At 70.9% G+C, this 19,485-nt stretch carries 13 protein-coding genes and 2 riboswitches; of the genes, 8 read left to right on the top strand and 5 right to left on the bottom strand.

Annotated features, from left to right (window positions below):
* Nucleotides 1-60: 60 nt before the first annotated feature.
* Nucleotides 61-891, top strand: a complete 831-nt coding sequence (locus QU603_RS06075) for a CPBP family intramembrane glutamic endopeptidase (RefSeq protein WP_308493593.1) — start codon at nt 61-63, stop codon at nt 889-891.
* A 152-nt stretch (nt 892-1,043) separates the two neighbouring features.
* Here the strand turns inward: QU603_RS06075 and gcvP are convergent, their stop codons facing one another.
* The 4 genes from gcvP to QU603_RS06055 all read right to left on the bottom strand — a co-directional run bounded on the left by gcvP (nt 1,044) and on the right by QU603_RS06055 (nt 6,890).
* Complete coding sequence (gcvP, locus tag QU603_RS06070) at nt 1,044-3,884, bottom strand: aminomethyl-transferring glycine dehydrogenase (RefSeq protein WP_370655347.1); 2,841 nt, start codon at nt 3,882-3,884, stop codon at nt 1,044-1,046.
* Nucleotides 3,885-3,937: 53 nt separating this feature from the next.
* Nucleotides 3,938-4,315, bottom strand: a complete 378-nt coding sequence (gcvH, locus tag QU603_RS06065; protein WP_308493591.1) for a glycine cleavage system protein GcvH — start codon at nt 4,313-4,315, stop codon at nt 3,938-3,940.
* Nucleotides 4,312-5,427 carry a glycine cleavage system aminomethyltransferase GcvT gene (gene gcvT / locus QU603_RS06060; RefSeq protein WP_308493589.1) on the bottom strand — a complete coding sequence of 372 codons (1,116 nt, stop codon included), beginning with the start codon at nt 5,425-5,427 and terminating at the stop codon, nt 4,312-4,314. Before gcvT ends, gcvH begins: the two co-directional genes overlap by 4 nt.
* 44 nt (nt 5,428-5,471) lie before the next feature.
* A riboswitch (glycine riboswitch) is annotated at nt 5,472-5,583 on the bottom strand.
* A gap of 1 nt (nt 5,584) precedes the next feature.
* A riboswitch (glycine riboswitch) is annotated at nt 5,585-5,674 on the bottom strand.
* A 43-nt stretch (nt 5,675-5,717) separates the two neighbouring features.
* Nucleotides 5,718-6,890, bottom strand: coding sequence for a MarP family serine protease (locus QU603_RS06055; protein WP_308493588.1), 1,173 nt, complete (start codon nt 6,888-6,890; stop codon nt 5,718-5,720).
* Between the two features lie 141 nt (nt 6,891-7,031).
* Between QU603_RS06055 and QU603_RS06050 the strand changes: the two genes are divergently transcribed.
* The 3 genes from QU603_RS06050 to QU603_RS06040 are packed head-to-tail and all read left to right on the top strand — an operon-like array spanning nt 7,032 to nt 12,727.
* Nucleotides 7,032-10,628 carry a choice-of-anchor Z repeating domain-containing protein gene (locus QU603_RS06050; RefSeq protein ID WP_308493587.1) on the top strand — a complete coding sequence of 1,199 codons (3,597 nt, stop codon included), beginning with the start codon at nt 7,032-7,034 and terminating at the stop codon, nt 10,626-10,628.
* 27 nt (nt 10,629-10,655) lie between these two features.
* On the top strand, nt 10,656-11,645 hold the full coding sequence (locus QU603_RS06045; RefSeq protein WP_308493586.1) for a hypothetical protein: 990 nt from the start codon (nt 10,656-10,658) through the stop codon (nt 11,643-11,645).
* Between the two features lie 5 nt (nt 11,646-11,650).
* Complete coding sequence (locus QU603_RS06040) at nt 11,651-12,727, top strand: hypothetical protein (protein WP_308493585.1); 1,077 nt, start codon at nt 11,651-11,653, stop codon at nt 12,725-12,727.
* A 47-nt stretch (nt 12,728-12,774) separates the two neighbouring features.
* Here QU603_RS06040 and QU603_RS06035 read toward each other — a convergent pair whose 3' ends face one another.
* Nucleotides 12,775-14,760: a glycosyltransferase gene (locus QU603_RS06035; RefSeq protein ID WP_308493584.1), complete on the bottom strand. Its 1,986-nt coding sequence runs from the start codon at nt 14,758-14,760 to the stop codon at nt 12,775-12,777.
* A 183-nt stretch (nt 14,761-14,943) separates the two neighbouring features.
* Here QU603_RS06035 and QU603_RS06030 point away from each other — a divergent pair, with 183 nt between their 5' ends.
* The 4 genes from QU603_RS06030 to nadC are packed head-to-tail and all read left to right on the top strand — an operon-like array spanning nt 14,944 to nt 19,485.
* Nucleotides 14,944-15,642, top strand: a complete 699-nt coding sequence (locus tag QU603_RS06030; RefSeq protein ID WP_308493583.1) for an NUDIX hydrolase — start codon at nt 14,944-14,946, stop codon at nt 15,640-15,642.
* Nucleotides 15,643-15,653: 11 nt separating this feature from the next.
* Complete coding sequence (gene nadA, locus QU603_RS06025; protein ID WP_308493582.1) at nt 15,654-16,991, top strand: quinolinate synthase NadA; 1,338 nt, start codon at nt 15,654-15,656, stop codon at nt 16,989-16,991.
* Nucleotides 16,988-18,631 carry an L-aspartate oxidase gene (nadB, locus tag QU603_RS06020; RefSeq protein ID WP_308493581.1) on the top strand — a complete coding sequence of 548 codons (1,644 nt, stop codon included), beginning with the start codon at nt 16,988-16,990 and terminating at the stop codon, nt 18,629-18,631. The genes nadA and nadB overlap by 4 nt, the downstream gene beginning before the upstream one ends.
* Nucleotides 18,631-19,485 carry a carboxylating nicotinate-nucleotide diphosphorylase gene (gene nadC / locus QU603_RS06015; RefSeq protein ID WP_308493961.1) on the top strand — a complete coding sequence of 285 codons (855 nt, stop codon included), beginning with the start codon at nt 18,631-18,633 and terminating at the stop codon, nt 19,483-19,485. Before nadB ends, nadC begins: the two co-directional genes overlap by 1 nt.

Genomic DNA, 19,485 nt, shown 5'->3' with positions numbered 1-19,485 from the left:
AACGCTCAAAACCGTTACACACCTTTTACCCATGACGCCGCTCATGTGACAATCTGTGGAGTGACCCCCGTAACCGCCTCTTCCGACCCGACGCAGCCGGCGCCGCAGGTCCGTGCACGCCTGTGGTGGGAGGTGGGGCTGGTGATGGCGTGCACGCTCGGGCAGTCGGCCGTGTACTCCGTTCTGGCCTTCATCCGCATCGTGCTCGCACCCACGCCGGTGGGCGACCAGTCCACGGCACTGAACCCGACGCAGTCGGCCCAGGCGTTCTGGGACGTGCTCTACCAGGTGCTGGACATCGCGTTCTCGCTGGCGCTGGTGGCGCTCGTGGTCTACCTGCTGTGGGATGTCGGAACCAGCCCGTTCCGGCGGATCGGGCTGGATCTGCGCCGCCCGGTGAAGGACCTCGGCGCCGGAGTGCTGCTCGCGCTCGTGATCGGTGTGCCGGGACTCGGGCTCTATACGATCGGACGCCTGGTCGGCTGGACCGTTCAGGTCCAGGCATCCCCTCTCGACGCGGCGTGGTACACGATCCCTCTGCTGATCCTGTCGGCTGTGCGCGCGGGGCTGCAAGAAGAGATCATCATGATCGGCTACCTGTTCACCCGGCTGAGGCGGGCCGGGTGGAACGATTGGACGATCATCCTGGTCTCGGCGGCCGTTCGCGGGTCGTACCACCTCTACCAGGGCGCTCCGCAGGCCCTCGGCAACGTCGTGATGGGCGTCGTGTTCGGCTGGTGCTACAAGCGCTGGGGCCGGGTCATGCCGCTCGTGGTGGCCCACAGCATCCTGGACATCGTCTCCTTCGCCGGCTATCCCCTCGCCGCCGCTGTGTGGCCCGGCGTGTTCGCCCCCGCCCCTTCCCCTTCTCCCTCCCCTTCCGCGTCCTGATCGCCTCGCCGGCTCCGACCGCGGGCCGCGTCGAGGCCGGTGGACACGGGGCGGCGCCTCCTGCACAGGGACCGGATCGACGGCACTGTCCACTGTTCGGGCGTCGCCGGATGCTGAGCGGTGAGCACAGGCGCAAGAGTGTCAGGATGCTGCTAGGCGAAGGCCTCCACGGGCGGGCAGGCGCAGACCAGGTTGCGGTCGCCGTACGCGTTGTCGATGCGGCGCACGGGCGGCCAGTACTTCGTGCGCACCAGGGCGTGCACAGGGTACACGGCCGTCTCGCGCGAGTAGGGATGGTTCCACTCCCCTGCGATCACGGACGCGGCGGTGTGTGGCGCGTTCACGAGCGGGTTGTCGTCGGCCGGCCATTCGCCCGCCGCGACGGCGACGGCCTCCGCCCTGATCGCGATCATCGCCTCCACGAACCGCTCGAGCTCGGCCAGATCCTCGGACTCGGTCGGCTCGACCATGAGGGTGCCCGCGACCGGGAACGACATGGTCGGCGCGTGGAAGCCGTAGTCGATCAGGCGCTTGGCGACGTCGTCGACGGTGATGCCGGTCTGCTCGCGCAGCGGCCGCAGATCGAGGATGCACTCGTGCGCGACAAGCCCCGAGGCACCGGTGTACAGCACCGGGAAGTGCCCGCGCAGCCGCACGGCGAGATAGTTCGCCGCCAGCACTGCGGCCCCGGTCGCCTCGGCGAGTCCTTCGGCGCCCATCATCCGCACGTACGCCCACGAGATCGGCAGAATGCCCGCAGACCCGTACGGCGCCGCCGAGACCGGTCCGCCGTCGAACCGCACTCTGCCGTCGGCGCCGCCTCCGCCTGCGTGGTCGGCACGCTGGGCGAGCGGGTGCGAGGGCAGGAAGGGCGCCAGGTGCGCCTTCGCCGCCACCGGCCCGACGCCGGGTCCGCCGCCGCCGTGCGGGATGGCGAAGGTCTTGTGCAGGTTCAGGTGCGACACATCGCCGCCGAGGTCGCCGAACCGCGCGAAGCCCAGCAGCGCGTTGAGGTTCGCGCCGTCGACGTACACCTGGCCGCCGGCGTCGTGCACCGCCTGCGTGATCTGCACCACATCCTGCTCGTACACGCCGTGGGTGGAGGGATAGGTGATCATCAGGGCCGCCAGCTCGTCGGCGTGCGCGGCGATCTTCGCGCGCAGGTCGTCGAGGTCGACGTTGCCGGCCTCGTCGCAGGCGACGACCACGACCCGAAGTCCGGCCAGCACCGCCGACGCGGCGTTGGTTCCGTGCGCCGACGACGGGATCAGACACACCCGGCGCCGGTCGTCGCCGTTCGCGTCGTGATAGCCGCGGATCGCCAGCAGCCCCGCCAGCTCGCCCTGCGAGCCGGCATTCGGCTGCAGCGACACGCTGTCGTAGCCGGTGACCTCTGCCAGCCACGCCTCGAGCTGCTCGATCATGGCGAGATAGCCCCGCACGTCGGCCTCGGGGGCGAACGGGTGCACGCGCGAGAACTCCGGCCACGACACGGCGGCCATCTCGGTGGCCGCGTTCAGCTTCATCGTGCACGAGCCGAGCGGGATCATGCCGCGATCCAGCGCGTAGTCGCGGTCGGCCAGCAGCTTCAGATACCGCATCATGGCCGTCTCGGACCGGTGATCATGGAAGACCGGATGCGTGAGGTATTCGTCCTCGCGCATCAGGACGGCATCCACCCCGGCCAGCGGCGTGAACGCGGCCGACGGCAGCGTGCGGTCGCCGTGCTCATCGGCCTCGGGCGCGCCGAAGGCGGACGCCACGACCGCGAGGTCGGCGTCGGTCGTGGTCTCATCGACCGAGATGCCCACGGTGGCCTCGTCGGCCCAGAACAGCTGATAGCCGGCTGCCCGGGCTCGTTCGATCACGTTCTGCGCAGTGCCGGGCACGGTGACTCGGAGCGTGTCGAAGAACGCGTCGTGATGAACGTTCTGGCCGTAGTCGCGCAGCCGCTGCGCCAGCGCCTCGGTCTTGCGTGACACGTCCTCGGCGATCGCGCGCAGCCCCTCGGGTCCGTGGTAGACGGCGTACATCGCGGCCATCACGGCCAGCAGCACCTGGGCGGTGCAGATGTTCGAGGTGGCCTTCTCGCGGCGGATGTGCTGCTCACGGGTCTGCAGCGCCAGCCGGTAGGCCGGGTGGCCCTCGGCATCCTGCGAGACACCCACCAGGCGGCCGGGCAGCTGTCGCTCCAGGCCCTGGCGAACGGCCATGTAGCCCGCGTGCGGGCCGCCGAAGCCCATCGGCACCCCGAAGCGCTGCGTGGTGCCCACGGCCACGTCGGCGCCGAGCGAGCCCGGCGAGCGCAGCAGCGTGAGGGCCAGCAGATCGGCGGCGACCACGGCCAGCCCCCCGGCAACGTGGGCGGCGTCGATGACGCCCGACGGGTCCCACACGCGGCCCGACGCCCCGGGGTACTGCACGAACACGCCGAACAGCTCGTCGGGCAGCGTCGCACCATCGGCGAGGGCGAGCTCGACCAGGCTGATGCCGACGGCGTGGGCGCGGTGGCGCAGCAGCGCCTTGGTCTGCGGCATCGCGTCGGCGTCGACGACGAACACGGCTGCCTTGGACCTGGATGCGCGGCGGGCCAGCAGCATCCCTTCGACCACGGCCGTGGACTCGTCGAGCATCGACGCGTTCGCGGTGGTCAGTCCGGTCAGGTCGGTCACCATGGTCTGGAAGTTGATCAGCGCTTCCAGGCGCCCTTGCGAGATCTCGGGCTGGTACGGCGTGTATGCGGTGTACCACGACGGGTTCTCGAAGACATTGCGGGCGATCACGCTGGGCGTGAAGGTGTCGTAGTATCCGAGGCCGATCATCGAGCGTGCGGAGCGGTTCTGCGACGCGAGTTCGCGCAGTTCTGCCAGAGCTTCGGCTTCGGTCGCGGCGACGGGAATGACGGTGGTGGCGTGCGGTGCGGCGTGGATGGATGCCGGGACGGCGGCCTTCACGAGCGCGTCGACCGAGTCGTAGCCGACCACGTCGAGCATCTGCCGCTGCGCGGCCTCGTCCGTGCCGACGTGGCGGGAGGAGAATGCGCCGGTCACTCGGCGCCGCCGGTGAGGGCCTCGTAGGCCGCACGGTCCAGCAGCTCCACCGATTCGGTGCCGCGGATCTTCAGCAGCCAGCCGGCGCCGAACGCGTCGGAGTTGATGACCGACGGGTCGTCGTCCAGTGCGGTGTTGACCTCGACGACCTCGCCGGTGACCGGCGCGAACAGTTCGCCGACCGATTTGGTCGATTCGATCTCGCCGCACGCCTCGCCGGCGGTCACGGCCTGGCCGACGGCGGGCAGGTCGACGTAGACGATGTCGCCGAGCTGATCGGCGGCGTGGTCGGTGATGCCGACGGTGGCGAGGTCGCCGTCACGGGCGATCCACTCGTGTTCGGCGGTATAGGAGAGGCTGGTCAGATCGGTCATTTCATTCTCCGGTAGAAGGGCAGTGTGGTGACGGTTGCAGGGATGCCGGTGCCGCGCACGTCGATCGACAGCACGGTTCCCGCCTCGGACAGGGCCGGCGGGACGAAGGCCATCGCTATCGGATGGCCGAGCGTGGGCGACAGTGCGCCGCTGGTGATCTCCCCCACGACGGCACCGTCGGGGCCGAGCACGCTGTAGCCGGCGCGGCCGGCGCGGCGACCGTCGGCCACCAGCCCCACGAGCACGGGAGCGTCGCTGAGATCGCGTGCGGCCAGACCCGCCTTGCCGACGAAGTCGTCTTTCGCGGTGACCACCACGCGACCCAGACCCGCCTGTGCCGGCGCGATCGCACGACCCAGCTCGTGGCCGTACAGGGGCATGCCGGCTTCCAGTCGCAGGGTGTCACGGGCCGCCAGCCCGCACGGGATCAGCCCGAGCGGCTCCCCGGCCAGCAGCAGCGCGTCCCACAGCGCGCCGGCCTTGTCGTTCGGGAGCAACAGTTCGAAGCCGTCCTCTCCGGTATATCCGGTGCGGGCGATCAGCACGGGTGCCGAGTCGAACGTGCCGTCGCGCCACGCGTAGTAACCGAGCCCGGTGAGGTCTTCGGCATCCAGCCCCGCGACCTCGAGCACGATCTGCTCGGCACGCGGGCCCTGCACCGCGATCAGGGAGTAGGCGTCGGTGACGTCTTCGACCGTGACGTCTTGGACGGCCACGTCCTGCGCACGCCGGGTGAACGACTCGGCCACGGCATCCCGGTTGCCGGCATTGGCGATGACCAGAAAGCGCTCATCGGTCAGGCGGTAGACGATGACGTCGTCGATGATGCCCCCGTCGTCGGCCAGCATGAGGGAGTACTTCGCCTTGCCCGCCGTCAGCGCCGAGAGCCGGCCCGCCAGCGCATAGTCGAGGAATGCGCCTGCGCCGGCCCCGGTGACCGAGAACTCGGCCATGTGCGAGATGTCGAACAGCCCCGCGGCTTCGCGCACGGCGCGATGCTCGGTGAGGTCGGAGGTGTAGCGGACGGGCATCGACCACCCGCCGAAATCGGTGAACGATGCGCCGAGCGCTTCGTGCCGCTCGTTCAGCGGCGTCTGGCGAAGTTGAGACATGGGTTCTTCCGAGTCGAACGGGACGCCTGCGGCGCCGTGCGGACTCCCCCTCTGTCATGGGCCTGAGAGCTTCGCTGCAGCATCGACGGATGCCACGGCTTTCACCGTCGGCGGATTCGCGAACTGCGTGCGCTCGAAAATCACTTTTCAGAGTGGCCGGACATGCGCGGTATGCGGACCTGAGAGATTGGCGGGGAGGCTTGCTCCTTCGGTGTCCGATCGAATCGGACTCTCCCGCGGACGTCGTGCGGCCGATGATGTTCAGTTTGCCCCCAGCATACCGGAGCAGGTCACCTCGTGCAGTGTCCCGACGGCACGGTCGTCATCAGCGATCCCGACCGCGCGAGCAGGTCCCGCAGTGCGGCGTCGGCGATCGCATACCCCCGGTCAGAGGTCCCTTCCACGCGGGCGAACACGACACCGGCGACGGTTCCCTGCGCGGTGAGCAGCGGCCCGCCCGAGTTGCCCGGCCGCACGGTGGCCCGAAGGCTGTAGATCGGGCGTGGCACGCTGGCCTGGTCGTAGATGTCGGGCACCGCAGCGGTGCCGGCCGCCAGCACCCGAGCATCGCCGACGGTCAGCGGACCGCCGTACGGATATCCGGCCACGACCGCCGCCGCACCCGCCTGCAGCGTCGAGCTCATCCGCAGAGCGGTCGCCCCCAGGCCCGACGCGCGGATGATCGCCAGGTCCTGCTCGGGGTCGAAGGCGACGATCCGTCCCGGCCGGGCCGTGCCGTCCGGCAGCTGCACGGTCGGGTCCTTCACACCGGCCACGACGTGGGCGTTGGTGACGACGGTGTCGGGTGAGATCGCGAAACCCGAACCGGTCTGGCTCACCCCGCACGCGTAGGCGACGCCGGTGATCCGGGCGACCGAGCGCACCGCCCGGGTCAGCGCCGGCGTGTCCAGCGCGATCGCCGGCTCGACCGGCGCGGCGGGATGGTCCAGCAGCGCGCCCAGCGCCGGGAGGCCGTCGGCGGCGAGCGTGCCGCGCAGCTGCGCAAGACCCTGCTGCACCGGTGGCGGGATGAGCGCGTCGATCGCACGGACGACGCGAGAGGATGCCGCATCCGCCGACACCACGGGAATGCCGGTCGCCGCGATCCCGGTCGCCGCCAGCGAGACCACCAACCCGGTCACCGCGAGCGAGACGACGCCGCCGGCGACCCTGTCGACGATGCGCAGCGGCGAGCGATCCACCCCGCGCCGCAGCCACGCCCCGATCGCACCGCCGATCGATCCGCCCACGATCAGCAGCACGACCCAGGCGGCCAGTTCGGCGATCGGCCGCCACACCGGCTCGGCGACCAGGCGCCCGATCGTGGGAGCCACCCACAGCGCCGCGGCTCCGCCGACGACCAGTCCCGCAAGGATCCCGGCGCTGGCCACGAACCCGCGGGCGACGCCCACCGAGACGGCCACGAGCAGGATCAGCAGCAGAGCGATGTCGAACAGGGTCATGTCACCTCCGGAGCAGCCAGGGTACGTGCCGTGTCTGTGCCTGTGCTCGACGCATGCCACGGGAAGCAGATCGGGGCTGTATCAGCGGGCCCGCATCCGGTCTCTCCCTCATGACACGTTCCACCCGGTTTGGAGGACGCCATGGCCGTTCGCAGTGAGGGAACCGATCTTCCCGCTCGACGCGCGACGATCGACATCGGTTCGGGAATCCCGGAGTTCGCCCGTGGCGCGCTCCCCCGGCTGGATCCGCTCGATCCCGCATCGGCACGGATCGTCAAGGAGCACAAGCAGCTGGCAGACGACATCCTGCACGAGCGCCTCGTCGCGGCGACGCACTTCTCCGACAAGCTCGTGCAGATCATCGCGGACCCGGCGTTCGACGTGGGCACGGTGGCGTCGCTGCCGATCCCCGGTCAGCTCACCGGCGTACTCGTCCAGCCGGAAGGCGTGCCCGCCGACCGCGTGCAGGTCACGATCGCCCAGCCGTTCCCCTCGGGCCCCGGTGCAGGCACCGCGATCACGGGCGTCGACGGCGTGTTCGCGATCGCCGTCCCCTCGGCGGTGCGCTCGGCGAGCGCCCTCGAGCACATCACGCTGCGCGTGACCGGTGCCACCGTCGAGCTGGACGTCGACGTGCCGGTGGCGTCCCTCACGAGCACCGGGTCTGTCGGAACGCTGATGCTCGCGCGCTCCGTCGACGCGCTGCCGGTGTCGGTGATCAGCCAGCTGGGCTCGATCGTGGCAGGGCTGGACGCGAACCTGCCCGACCAGCCGGCGGCCGACGCGTCGGGCACCATGCCACAGCTCACGCTCGGCGCCGACACGTGCTCGCAGCTGTTCCGCAGCGATTTCTCCGTCGACCGGTTCCCGTACGGCGTGCTCGTGCGACTCGTCGAGCCTCGCCCGAGCATCGGCACGATCGCCGCGGACCTCGGCGGCCACCGGGTCTCGATCGCCAATTTCGCCGCCGTCGGCCTGCAGGGACTGGATTACCGGCACACCGACCGGGTGCCGATCGACCAGCCCGTGAGCGTCGACGCGTTCCGCGACGGCCTCGCGGGCATTTCGCCGATCGGCATCGGAACAGGCTCCACCGGCGTGCCGATCGCCGGCACACTGGGCCTCGGCTACATCGTGCACCTCGCCCAGCGATGGACCCCGAAGGGACTCATGCTCGGCGACCTCGTGTACTCGCTGCCGCTGGCCCCGGGAGAACAGCAGCGCATCGCGATCGTCGACCAGCAGTCCACGACCTCCGTCAGCGAGAGCGAACGCCTGGACGTGCAGGAGGCCGAGTCGTTCCGGGAAGGGCAGGATGCCTCGGCCCGCGCGACGTTCGACTCCGGCATGTCGCAGTCGGCATCCGGCGGCAGCAGCTTCAGCACCGAGGCGCATTCGTCGTCGTGGGGCGCCGTGGGCGGCATCGGCTTCGCGCTCGGCCCGATCGCGATCGGCGGCGGCGCCGCCGGAGGCGGCGGCAGCTCGGACTCGTCGGGCAGCACCAACAACTGGATGCAGGGAGTCAGCGGCTACACCTCGACGGCGGCGCAGTCCTCGCACGCATCGGTGGAGCGCGCGGCAAACGCGCGGCGGAGCCTGCAGCGGATGGGCATGCGCCTGGCCGCCGCATCCGAGCGCAGCCAGGTCGTCACGAAGGTGATCGCCAACCACAATCGGACTCGCGCCCTGACCATGCAGTACTGGGAGGTGCTGCGCACCTTCGACGTGCGCTCCACCGTCGACGGCGTCACGCTCGTATGCTTCGTGCCGCTGGATCCCGTGCGGTTCCTGCCGTCGGGCGCGGCAGCCACGCTCTCGGACGACGCGCTGAGCCGTGCCGCCCTGTTGCACCGATACGGGCAGCTGCTCGATTACGCAAGTGTGCTGCGCCGCGTGATCGAACGCCCCTACCGCACGGGCCTGTCCCTGCTCGAGGACTTCGCCGGCGACCCGCGTGCAGGGGTGCAGGCGCCGACCGACTCGGCTGCCGACGTGGTCACCGTGCAGGCGGAGGGCACGTTCCTGCCATACGACGACGTGTGGGTGACGCTGCTCGCCGCCGGCGGCCGGCGGGTCGGCCCATACCCGATGCCGACGGCCGGGCTGCCCGGCCTTGCCGACACCGCAGACCCAGCATCCGCCCTCGCATCCGAAGCCGAGCTGATTGCCCGCCTGAGCGCCCTGCGCACCGGCGCCGCACAGCACGTCGTGTCGCGGAGCATCGTGCTGCCGGACTGGCTGCCGCGCACCGACGTGGTCGGGGTCGAGCTGAATCGCCAGTTCCGCGGGCTGCAGTACCACTTCCCCTCCTCGTCGGCGACCGAGGCTGCCCGGCTCACGCTCGGCGGCATCACGGTCTCGAGCATCGCCGACATGATCTCCGGGGGCACCCCCGCGCACGACGTCTGGTTCGGGCCCGACCGGCTCGAGCGCGACGTCGGCGGACCACGGCTGAACCGCGTGCGCGCGGCGCTGGTCGACGCCTCGACGTCGATCAGCACGGCGGCCCCGGCAGGCAAGACGTACTTCGACGAGCTGCTGGCGGGTGCCGAGTTCACGCTGGCACCGCAGCCGTTCGCGGCGACGCAGCTGCCGCCCGAACTGCGATACTCGGCGGTGCTCGAGATCGAGAAGGCGCTCCAGCACGTCATCGCGAACACGGCCACGTACTCCAAGGCGATCTGGATGTCGCTGACCTCCGAGGAGCGGGTGATGCTGCTGGAGGGCTTCACGATCGGCGTGCAGGACGGAGTCGCCGACGACACGCAGGAGATTCCGCTGCTGGCGTGTGTCGCCAACCAGCTGCTGGGCTTCTACGGCAACTCGATGGTGCTGCCGTTCATGATCCCGGCAGAGCTCGTCGCCAAACGCGAACCGGTGGGCGGCGTACCGTTCACCACGGCATCGGTGCAGGACGCGCTCGCGAAGTACCACACGACCGCATTCTCGCCCCCGCAATCGACGATCGCGCTCCCCACGCACGGCGTGCTCGGCGAGGCGGTGCTGGGGCACTGCCCGTCGGCGGAGAAGATCGACCTCACTCGCTTCTGGAACTGGCAGGACTCGCCGATGGACGACGCGCCCCAGATCGAGGCCGTGACCGTCCCCACCTCGTCCCTCACCGCGGGCGTCACGGCCCCCTCAGCGCTGACCGGCCTCGCACCGATGATCCAGAACTTCAGCACCGCCGGCCCCACGCAGGACATGAGCCTCCTCGCCGACCTGATCCAGGCGGGTGCGGCGGCCAAGGGCTTCGACGTCGCCTCGCTCACCGGGTCTGCCGCCCTCGCCGACCTGCTGAAGTCGACGCTGTCGACTGCCGAGGCGGCACGGAAGGACGCCCTCTCGAACGCCACCACGATGGCGACGAAGGCGATGGACTCGATCCCCGACGTGATCACGGCGAAGGCTGCGGCCGCGAAGAAGGACGACACGAAGACCGGCGACAAGAAGGATGGCGGCACCGGCGGTGCTGATGCCCCCACCGTGACCGACCTGTCGCCCACGCACGGCAAGGTCGGGGCGAAGCTGGCGATCACCGGCACGAAGTTCACGGGTGCGACCGGCGCGACGGTGGGTGGCAAGGCGCTCGGCGCGTTCACCGTCGTCAGCGACACCCGAATCGAGGGCGACGTGCCGGCGGGTCTGGTCGCGGGGCAGGCGGTCGAGGTGGCCGTCACCGGCCCGCAGGGCACGAGCGCGAAGTCCGCCAAGTCGAGCTTCACCGTTGATTCGTAGCAGTTGAACCGCACGCAGGAGGACATCATGGACGACACCCCGATCGGCACCGCCGAGGACCGTGCGCTGGACGCACTCGTCTCGGTCATCCAGTCCAGTGCCGGCCCCGCCGCCGCCGAGGCCCAGGCCCTGCTGCTGCGGCGGCTCGCGCTGGACGGCGATATCATTCCGACCCGCATGCCCGCGGTGCTGAACGTCACCGAGGCGGCGGGGTACCTCAATCTGCTCGACACGCTCGGCCAGCGCCAGGCGATGCTCGACGTTCTCTCCGGCGCTCTGGGCGTCGCCAGCGCGTCGGCCCGATCGCTATCGGATGCGCCGCCGCCACTGGCGATGGCGCCGCTGGCCAACGACCGGCCGGTCGGCGCGGCGGCATCCACCGCCCCGTCGAACGTGCTGGTGCGCGCCGACCTCGTCGCCGGCCTGGTCGCCGCCCGCGATGCCGTGCGAGCCTACGGTGCCGTGCTGCCGCTGTGGTCGCCGCCGGCGCCGCTGCCGTTGGCGCAGGCCGCCGACGAGCTCGACGCGATCGGTCGGAGGCTGCGCGTCCTTCCGACCGCGGCCCTGGCCGATCCGACGACCGACAGTCTCGTGCTGGCGCGCCCGGTAGGAGGGCTGCCCGGCGGATACACAGTGATGGCCCGTCCGGACCCGGCGATCGCCGCCACGGCCACGCTGCCGGATGTCGAGTACGAATCCGTGGCGCGGGATGCCGCGACCGGTGCGCCCGTGACGGTCGAGCTCGGCGTCACCAAGCTCGTTCCCCTCGTGCCGCCGCTTTCCGCAGGCGGGTGGCGCGGTGCCGTGACGGACGCGCCGCCGCTGACGGCATCCGATCTGGGCTGGACGCAGATTGTCGCAGTGTCGGGCCTGCTTCCCGGCGTCACCCGGCTCCGTGACGAGCTGCTGCTGCTGCACAGCACGGCCGAGGCCGGCGACTCGGTGTTCGCAGCGAAGCTGGACTGGGTATGGGACGGCGCGGCCTTCACCGCACCGGGATCGCCCGCGGGGAGCTGAGGTGCGTGATGGACCGCGACGCCGCCGTCGCCTCGGCGAAGCAGCACTGGTTCCGTCCCACCGCAGACGGCATCGTGTGGGCCAAGAGCTTCGCGATCGACATCGCCCAGCGCAAGGCCGACGCGCTGGCGCGGAAGGCCATCGAAGCCGACTGGGAGGCGGTGTTCCTGCGCAAGCAGGTGACGGATGTCTCCACCGGCGTCACCGGCGAGGCGGACGGGCTGTTCTTCGTGAAGCCGCTGCACGTGGGCGTGCACTTCCGCGAAACCGACATCCCCGCCGACGAACGCATGCTGAGCCAGGACTGGTTCGGGCCGCGCGGGGTGCCCGGCACCGCAGAGGGGCTGAACGACTGCACCGCGTATGTCTCGCACTGCCTGGTCGACGGCGGCGTCTCGTACCTGGGCCCCGCACATGCCGGCGACGTCTGGCCCACCCGCAGCGCGCAGCAGATCTACCGGCTGCTCAGCGAGCGGCCGGCCACGCAGGTCAAGCGGATCACCGACATGTGCGCGGCCCCTGCCGCCGAGCGGGTGTTCGCCGCGCTCGCGCACATCCTCAAGCCCGCCGACGTGCTGACGTTCGCCGCCGACGGCCGTCATGGCCACGCCGGAATGCTCGTGACCGTCGACACCGGCACCGGAGACGCGAGGATGACGTGTCACTCGACGATGGACCATCCCGATCTCGGTCCGCTCGAGGGCACGTGGCAGATCCGCACCCAGGGTTCGGAGCATCCGTTCGTGAGCATTCTGCACTTCAGTCACGACGATCCCACTGCCCCTGCTGCCCTGACCGCGCTGGCGGGATGGTGGAAGGTGATGCTGCTGGGGACCAACACGGTGTACATGCACCTGACCGCGGCGGGCAAAGCGGCATGGACCGCTCGCAAGCCCACCGGGACCGGTGCCCCCACGAAGCCCGCCGGCCGCGGTCATTGGTATGCGGATGCGGCCGGGACCGGACTCACGATCGTGTGGGAGAACGGATCGGTCGACAGTGTCACCCCGTCGCCCGACGCGCAGACGATGATCGGCACGGAGGACCGCTGGCCGCTCATCGCCGGGCGCGACCTCACCTGAGTCCGAAAGCCAGACGGCTCCGCGCCCGGACAGCCGCACCGCCCGACTCAACGACGCCGGTGCCGCCAGAGCCACAGTCGCGTGCGCAGACGCGATGGCACGAGACGCCACGCACGTCGGGCCGTGCCCCGGATGCTGAGCACAGGCGCCCGCTCGGCGGCCGGCACGACCGCGACCCGGCCGTCGCGGGCGAGGCGGAACCGCGCGTGCGCACGCGTCGCCCCGAACGCGACGCCCACGATGCGCGCACGCGCCGGCACGATCCCGGTGACCTTCGCCTCACCCTCCCCGCCCGCCGCACTCACGCGGGCGACGAGTCGGCATCCGCCGAGCGTATGACCTGACGCGTCCACGAAGCGCCCTTCGGCCACGCAGTCGGCGTGCACCTGCACGTGCGGCAGCGTGATCTCGAGCTTCCGGCCCGCGCCGTCGTGCTTCCAGCTCGCAGCCGTGGCAGCGTCGTCCACCACGCTGAACAGCGTCTGGCCCACGTCCACGCTCAGTGCGCCGTTGCGCGCGCGATAGGCCGCGGCCAGCTGTCCCTGCACGATCGCCCAGCTGCGCCCGGTCCAGGTCGTGCGCACTTGACGCACCACGCGGGTGCGCATCGCGGTCGTGCGCACGTACAGGTCCCACGGTCCGTCGTGCAGCCTTCCCGGGCCGTCGTCCACGAGGTCCCACGCGGCGCCGATGCGCCCGCGCATCGCGACAGGCGTTCCGCGGACCGCATCGCGGTCGCCGTCTACGGCCCCGAGTTCGGCGCTGCGCCCGTGCGCGAGCATCCAGTCGATCTTCTGCGTGCGAGACCTGCGGTCCAGCGCGTAGGTCACCGCGCGAAGCTCGTCGGTGACGTCGGCGCGCAGTCCGTGCTCCCGAGCGAAGGCGGCCACGGCAGGGTCGAGCGCGAGAACCGCCCGCGCACCCTCGCACCGGACCGGTGCACCAGCACCACCGCCCGCGCCGGCACCGTCGTGCACGAAGCTCCACGCGAGAGCGACCTCCACCCGCAGTCCGTCTGCGGCCCATTGCGGCGCGTGTGCCGTCGGCGCGCACGCCAGCATCGGGAAGGTCCGCTCATGGGCATCGATGAGGTCGAAGCGACCCGCGCGCAGCAGGGAGATCTTGATGCGTCGCCAGGGATCGAGGAACCGGTCGGCATCGTCGGGGATCGTCGGCAGGAGCCCCGCCACGAATGCGCAGATGCGGTCGCGCTCGCGCACCGTGCGCGGATCCCACCGGAACAGCGGAAGGACCCGCATATGCAGCTGGTAGGCGCGGAACCTCGGCAGCAGCTGCGCGAACCGCGGCTGGTCGAGCTCATCGTCGATCCAGCGGAACACGCGGGCCACGGCATCCAGATACTCGTCCAGGTCGTCGTAGAAGGTGCCGCTCGTCGTCGCGTGCTCTGGCCGATTCCAGTAGTAGAAGGGCGTCTCGACCATCAGCGAGACGACCTGGGCGCGGGCGTGCGCGGCGATGTCGAAGAAGATGTCCTCCCAGATCTGCCGCCCGCCCTCGGGAAAGCGAATGCCCTGCTCGCGCAGGAAGGCGGTCCGGAACATCTTGTGCGGGTTCATCGGCACCAGCGGATGCCACCGGACCCAGTCGATCGCGTTGTCGACGTCGCGAACCAGATCACGCATCGCCCAGCCGGGGCTGTCGCTCTTGGACTCCTTGCCGTCCAGCACGTCGGCACCGGTGCGCGAGGCCAGCGCGACCGCGGCCCGCAGACCGTCGGGGAAGAGCCGGTCGTCGTGGTCGAGGAACACGACATACCGCCCGTTCGCGACATCGATGCCGTGATTGCGCGGCCGCGACGGCCAGCCGGTGTGCTCGAGTCGGAAGGCGCGATAATTCGGCCGGTCGCGCGCGAAGGCCTCCAATCGCGCGAATGTGCCGTCGGGCGATCCGTCGTCGACCAGTACGACCTCGAAATCGGACTGCGGCAGGGTCTGAGCGTCCAGGCTCGCGACCAGATCGTCCAGGTGCGCGCTCGAACGGTAGGTGGGCACCACCACCGTCACTGCGATCACCGTCGACCCTGCCCTTCTTCGCCAGCGTCGTCCGCCACACCCGGCAACGGCCGGGTCGAGCGATTCAGAGTACAGCCCGCGATGTCATCGAACCCGCATTGTGTCGCCGTGGGGTTGCACTTCAGGTCGGTCTGACTCTAAGATCGCATCACCAGTTAAAGTCATTCTGACCTGAACCACACCATGACAGAACCTCGCATCCGTGTCGCCGTCTCGACGGTGATCTTCACGCTGCGCCCCGCAGGCGACGGCGCAACCCTCGCCCTGCCGCTCGTGCGCCGCACACGCGAGCCGTACGAGGGCCAGTGGGCGCTGCCCGGCGGGTGGCTCGATGCGACCGAGGGGCTGGATGCCGCGGCTTCGCGCACGCTCGGCTCCACGACGGGGCTGGCCCCCAGCTACCTCGAGCAGCTGTACGCGTTCGGCGAGGTCGACCGCTCCCCCTCCCGCGTCGTCTCGATCGTCTATTGGGCGCTCCTTCGTCAAGACGAGGTCGACGCGCAGCGCGCGGCACATGCGGTCACCGACTCGGCGCCCGAGAACGTGCAGTGGTTCGACGCGGACAGCCTGCCGACCCTCGCGTTCGACCACACCGACATCGTCGCCTACGCGCTGTGGCGCCTGCGCAACAAGGCCGGCTACTCGCGCATCGCGCACGGGCTGCTGCCCGACGAGTTCACGCTCGCGGACCTGCGCGAGGCGTACGAGTCGATCCTCGGTCGCCGCCTGGACCCGGCGAACTTCCGCCGCCAGGCCGAGGCATCCAACACTCTGATCCCCACCGATCGCTTCCGCACCGGAAGCCATCGACCTGCCCGCCTGTACCGGTACGACCGCGACGTCGAACTCGCCGCGCGCGGACCAGCCCCCACCCCACGCTGAATCGAGGAACGATGGCCGCCACTCCCCTCACCCTGACCGACGCGTCGGTCGACCACACCCTGCAGGCGATCGCCGCGGGCACGTCGGCGCAAGAGGCTTGCACGATGGATCTCGTCGCCGCGCCCTGGGACTTCGACCCGGTGCCGGGGTACGGTCCTGGCGCATCGATGGGCGATGTGATCCCGACCGGCGCGCCGGTGCAGGGCGGCCTGCCGCAGGAGTACCGGGATGCCTCGGCTGCAGAGCTGGCCGAGCGCGTGCGCGCGGCCAAGCAGGCCTTGGGTGAGCGCGTCGTGATCCTCGGACACTTCTACCAGCGCGAAGAGGTCGTCGTGCACGCCGACTACGTGGGCGACTCGTTCCAGCTCGCGAATGCCGCCAAGACCCACCCCGAAGCCGAGGCGATCGTGTTCTGCGGTGTGCATTTCATGGCAGAGACCGCGGATCTGCTGTCGGGGCCCGATCAAGCCGTCATCCTGCCCAATCTCGCCGCAGGCTGTTCGATGGCCGACATGGCCTCGATCGACGAGGTCGAGGAATGCTGGGAGCAGCTCGAAGAGCTCTACGGCGACCTCGACACGCCCGATGCGGACGGACTGGTGCCGGTCATCCCGGTGACCTACATGAACTCATCGGCTGCCATCAAGGGATTCGTCGGCCGCCACGGCGGCATCGTCTGCACGTCGTCGAACGCCCGCACCGTGCTGGAATGGGCGTTCGCCCGCGGGCGGCGTGTGCTCTTCTTCCCCGACCAGCACCTGGGGCGCAACACGGCGCGGGCGATGGGCGTCGCGGACGCGCAGATGCCGATGTGGAACCCGCGGCAGCCGCTGGGCGGCGCCGACGCCGACACGCTGCGCGACGCGCGCGTGATCCTGTGGCACGGCTTCTGCTCGGTGCACAGGCGGTTCACCGTCGACCAGATCGCGCAGGCCCGCGTGGACTACCCGGGCGTGCGGGTGATCGTGCACCCCGAGTGCCCGGCCCCCGTGGTCGACGCGGCCGACGAGGCGGGATCCACCGCCTACATCCGCCGCGCGATCGAAGAGGCCACCGAGCCCACGGTGTTCGCGATCGGCACCGAGATCAACCTCGTGCAGCGGCTGGCCGCGCAGCACCCTCAGCACACCATCTTCTGCCTCGACCCGGTGGTGTGCCCCTGCTCGACGATGTACCGCATCCACCCCGGCTACATGGCCTGGGTCCTGGAGGGCCTGCTCGCCGGTGAGGTGCGCAACCGCATCCAGGTGCCGGCCGACGTCGCCGACCCCGCCCGCGTCGCCCTCGAGCGCATGCTGGCGGCCAAGCCCGCGGCCGCCCCCGCGTACGCGTGGGAGAACGCCTCATGACCCATGTCGTGGTCGTCGGCAGCGGCATCGCAGGCATCACCGCCGCGCTTCACGCCGCCGCCTCGTGCGAGGTGACCCTGGTCACGAAGGCGGCGCTGGATGCCGCGAACACGACGTTCGCGCAGGGCGGCGTGGCCGCGGCCCTGTTCGAGGACGACTCCCCCGCCGCGCACGCGCGCGACACTCTCGCCGCCGGCGCCGGACTCGCCGACCCCGCCGCCGTGGACGTGCTCACGCGCGAGGGTCCCGAGCGGGTGCGCGAACTGCGCCTTCGCGGGGTCGCATTCGACCGAGACGCCGCCGGTGACCTGGCCCGCGGGCTCGAGGCCGCGCACTCCCACCCCCGCGTCGTGCACGCCGATGGCGACGCGACCGGACGGGTGATCGAGCACGCGCTGATCGCCGCGCTGCGCGCCAGCGGCGTGCGCGTGATCGAGCACGCATTCCTCCTCGACCTGGTGGTCGACGACGCCGCGCGGGTGGGCGGTGTCGCACTGCTCGTCGCAGGGCGACGCGACATCCTGCTCGCGGATGCGGTGATCCTCGCCACCGGAGGTGCCGGCCAGCTCTATGCGCACACCACGAATCCGGCCGTGGCCACCGGCGACGGCATCGCTGCCGCCCTTCGGGCCGGGGCCGCCGTCTCCGACCTCGAGTTCGTGCAGTTCCACCCGACGGTGCTGGCTGTGGGCGAGCCGTTCCTGGTCTCCGAAGCAGTGCGCGGCGAGGGCGCGACGATCATCGACGACGACGGACGACGCTTCCTGTTCGACGCGCACCCCGACGGCGAGCTCGCCGCACGGGATGTCGTGGCTCGAGCGATCGCGCAGCGCATGACCCGGCAGAACGGTCGCCCGGTGCGGCTGGACGCGACACGGGTCGGGGCGTCCGACGCCGCCGCGTTCCTCCCGCGGCGTTTTCCCACGATCGATGCGGCCGTGGGCGCCCGCGGCCTGGACTGGGCGCACCAGCCGATCCCGGTCACACCCGCCGCGCACTACCTGATGGGCGGCATCACGACAGACCTGCACGGCCGCACGAGCCTGCCCGGGCTGTATGCGGTCGGCGAGTGCGCCCGCACCGGTGTGCACGGAGCGAACCGGCTGGCTTCGAACTCCCTGCTCGAAGCGGCCGTGTTCGGCGCCCGCGCGGGCGATGCGGTCGTGCCCGATGCCGCAGCCGCTGCCTGGCCTGTGATCTCAGCACCAGGCGTGGCCGACGTCGCGATCACCGACCGGGCCGCCGCCGCGCAGTCACCGGCCGCTGACGCCGTTCCCTTCTCACGTGCCGCCCTGCAGCGCGTGATGTGGGAGCAGGTGGGGCTGGCCCGTGACGCCGTCGGCCTCGCCCGCGCGGCGCAGGCGCTCACGGGGTGGGCCGTCCACGAGCGCACGGCGCACACCGTCGCCGATCACGAGGACGAGAACCTTCTGCTGCTCGCCCGGGCGGTCGCCGCCGCCGCAACGGCCCGAACATCGTCGGTCGGGGCGCATTTTCGCACCGATGCTCCGGCCGCGATCACGACTCATCCCATCCTTGCCCCCGCTGCGCCGGAACCGGTCCGTCGGGTCGTTTTCGCATCGGATCGGATGAGATCCGAACACGGTTCGCCCCTGCCCGCCCGCTTGGAGGCCTCGTGATGCTCACCCGCGCCCAGATCGACACCGCCGTCGCGGCGGCCCTTGCCGAAGACGCCCCCTGGGGCGACGCCACCAGTGAGGCGCTGATCCCGTCTGCGGCGACCGCGCGCGCCGACCTGGTCGCCCGCGAGCCGGGCACCTTCGCCGGCGGCGAGGTGTTCGCCGCGGCGTTCGCGCTGACCGATCCGCGCGTCGAGGTCGTGCTGCACGCGGCCGACGGCGACGCGTTCGTCTCCGGCGATGTGCTGGCCACGGTGACCGGCCCCGCCCGCGCCGTGCTGACCGCCGAGCGGGTCGGCCTGAACTTCGTCCAGAGGATGACCGGCATCGCCACCGTCACCGCCCGCTACGTCGCCGAGGCCGCGCACACCGGCGCGCGCATCGTCGACACCCGCAAGACCACGCCGGGCCTGCGCGCGTTCGAGAAGCATGCGGTGCGCTGCGGCGGCGGGCACAACCACCGGTACTCGCTCTCTGACGCCGTGATGGCCAAAGACAACCACCTCGGCGTGCTCACCGCACAGGGACTCAGCGTCACCGAGGCGCTTCGCCAGGCCGTCGACCGGCTGCCGCACACGACCCATGTCGAGGTCGAAGTCGACCGGCTCGACCAGATCGAACCGGTTCTGGCTGCCGGCATCGGCACGATCATGCTCGACAACTTCTCGCTCGACGACCTGCGCGCAGGCGTCGCCCAGGTCGCCGGTCGCGCGATCGTCGAAGCGTCGGGAGGCGTGAACCTCGACACTGTCCGGGCGATCGCCGAGACCGGGGTCGACGTGATCTCGGTGGGGGCGCTCACGCACGGCGCCCGCGCGATCGATCTGGGCCTCGACCTGCACGTGCAGGCCTAG

This window comes from Microbacterium terrisoli (assembly GCF_030866805.1).
GTDB lineage: Bacteria > Actinomycetota > Actinomycetes > Actinomycetales > Microbacteriaceae > Microbacterium > Microbacterium terrisoli.
The sequence above is the reverse complement of the archived record's forward strand: the minus strand, read 5'-3'. Positions and strand labels throughout refer to the sequence as shown.

What these genes read in the sequence shown, in the direction of transcription:
- nadB (WP_308493581.1), top strand. Translation starts at nt 16,988, where the DNA reads ATGACCCATGTCGTGGTCGTCGGCAGCGGCATCGCAGGCATCACCGCC.
- nadA (WP_308493582.1), top strand. Translation starts at nt 15,654, where the DNA reads ATGGCCGCCACTCCCCTCACCCTGACCGACGCGTCGGTCGACCACACC.
- gcvT (WP_308493589.1), bottom strand. Translation starts at nt 5,427, where the DNA reads ATGTCTCAACTTCGCCAGACGCCGCTGAACGAGCGGCACGAAGCGCTC.
- gcvP (WP_370655347.1), bottom strand. Translation starts at nt 3,884, where the DNA reads ATGCTCGACGTGGTCGGCTACGACTCGGTCGACGCGCTCGTGAAGGCC.
- QU603_RS06030 (WP_308493583.1), top strand. Translation starts at nt 14,944, where the DNA reads ATGACAGAACCTCGCATCCGTGTCGCCGTCTCGACGGTGATCTTCACG.
- nadC (WP_308493961.1), top strand. Translation starts at nt 18,631, where the DNA reads ATGCTCACCCGCGCCCAGATCGACACCGCCGTCGCGGCGGCCCTTGCC.
- QU603_RS06050 (WP_308493587.1), top strand. Translation starts at nt 7,032, where the DNA reads ATGGCCGTTCGCAGTGAGGGAACCGATCTTCCCGCTCGACGCGCGACG.
- gcvH (WP_308493591.1), bottom strand. Translation starts at nt 4,315, where the DNA reads ATGACCGATCTGACCAGCCTCTCCTATACCGCCGAACACGAGTGGATC.
- QU603_RS06055 (WP_308493588.1), bottom strand. Translation starts at nt 6,890, where the DNA reads ATGACCCTGTTCGACATCGCTCTGCTGCTGATCCTGCTCGTGGCCGTC.
- QU603_RS06045 (WP_308493586.1), top strand. Translation starts at nt 10,656, where the DNA reads ATGGACGACACCCCGATCGGCACCGCCGAGGACCGTGCGCTGGACGCA.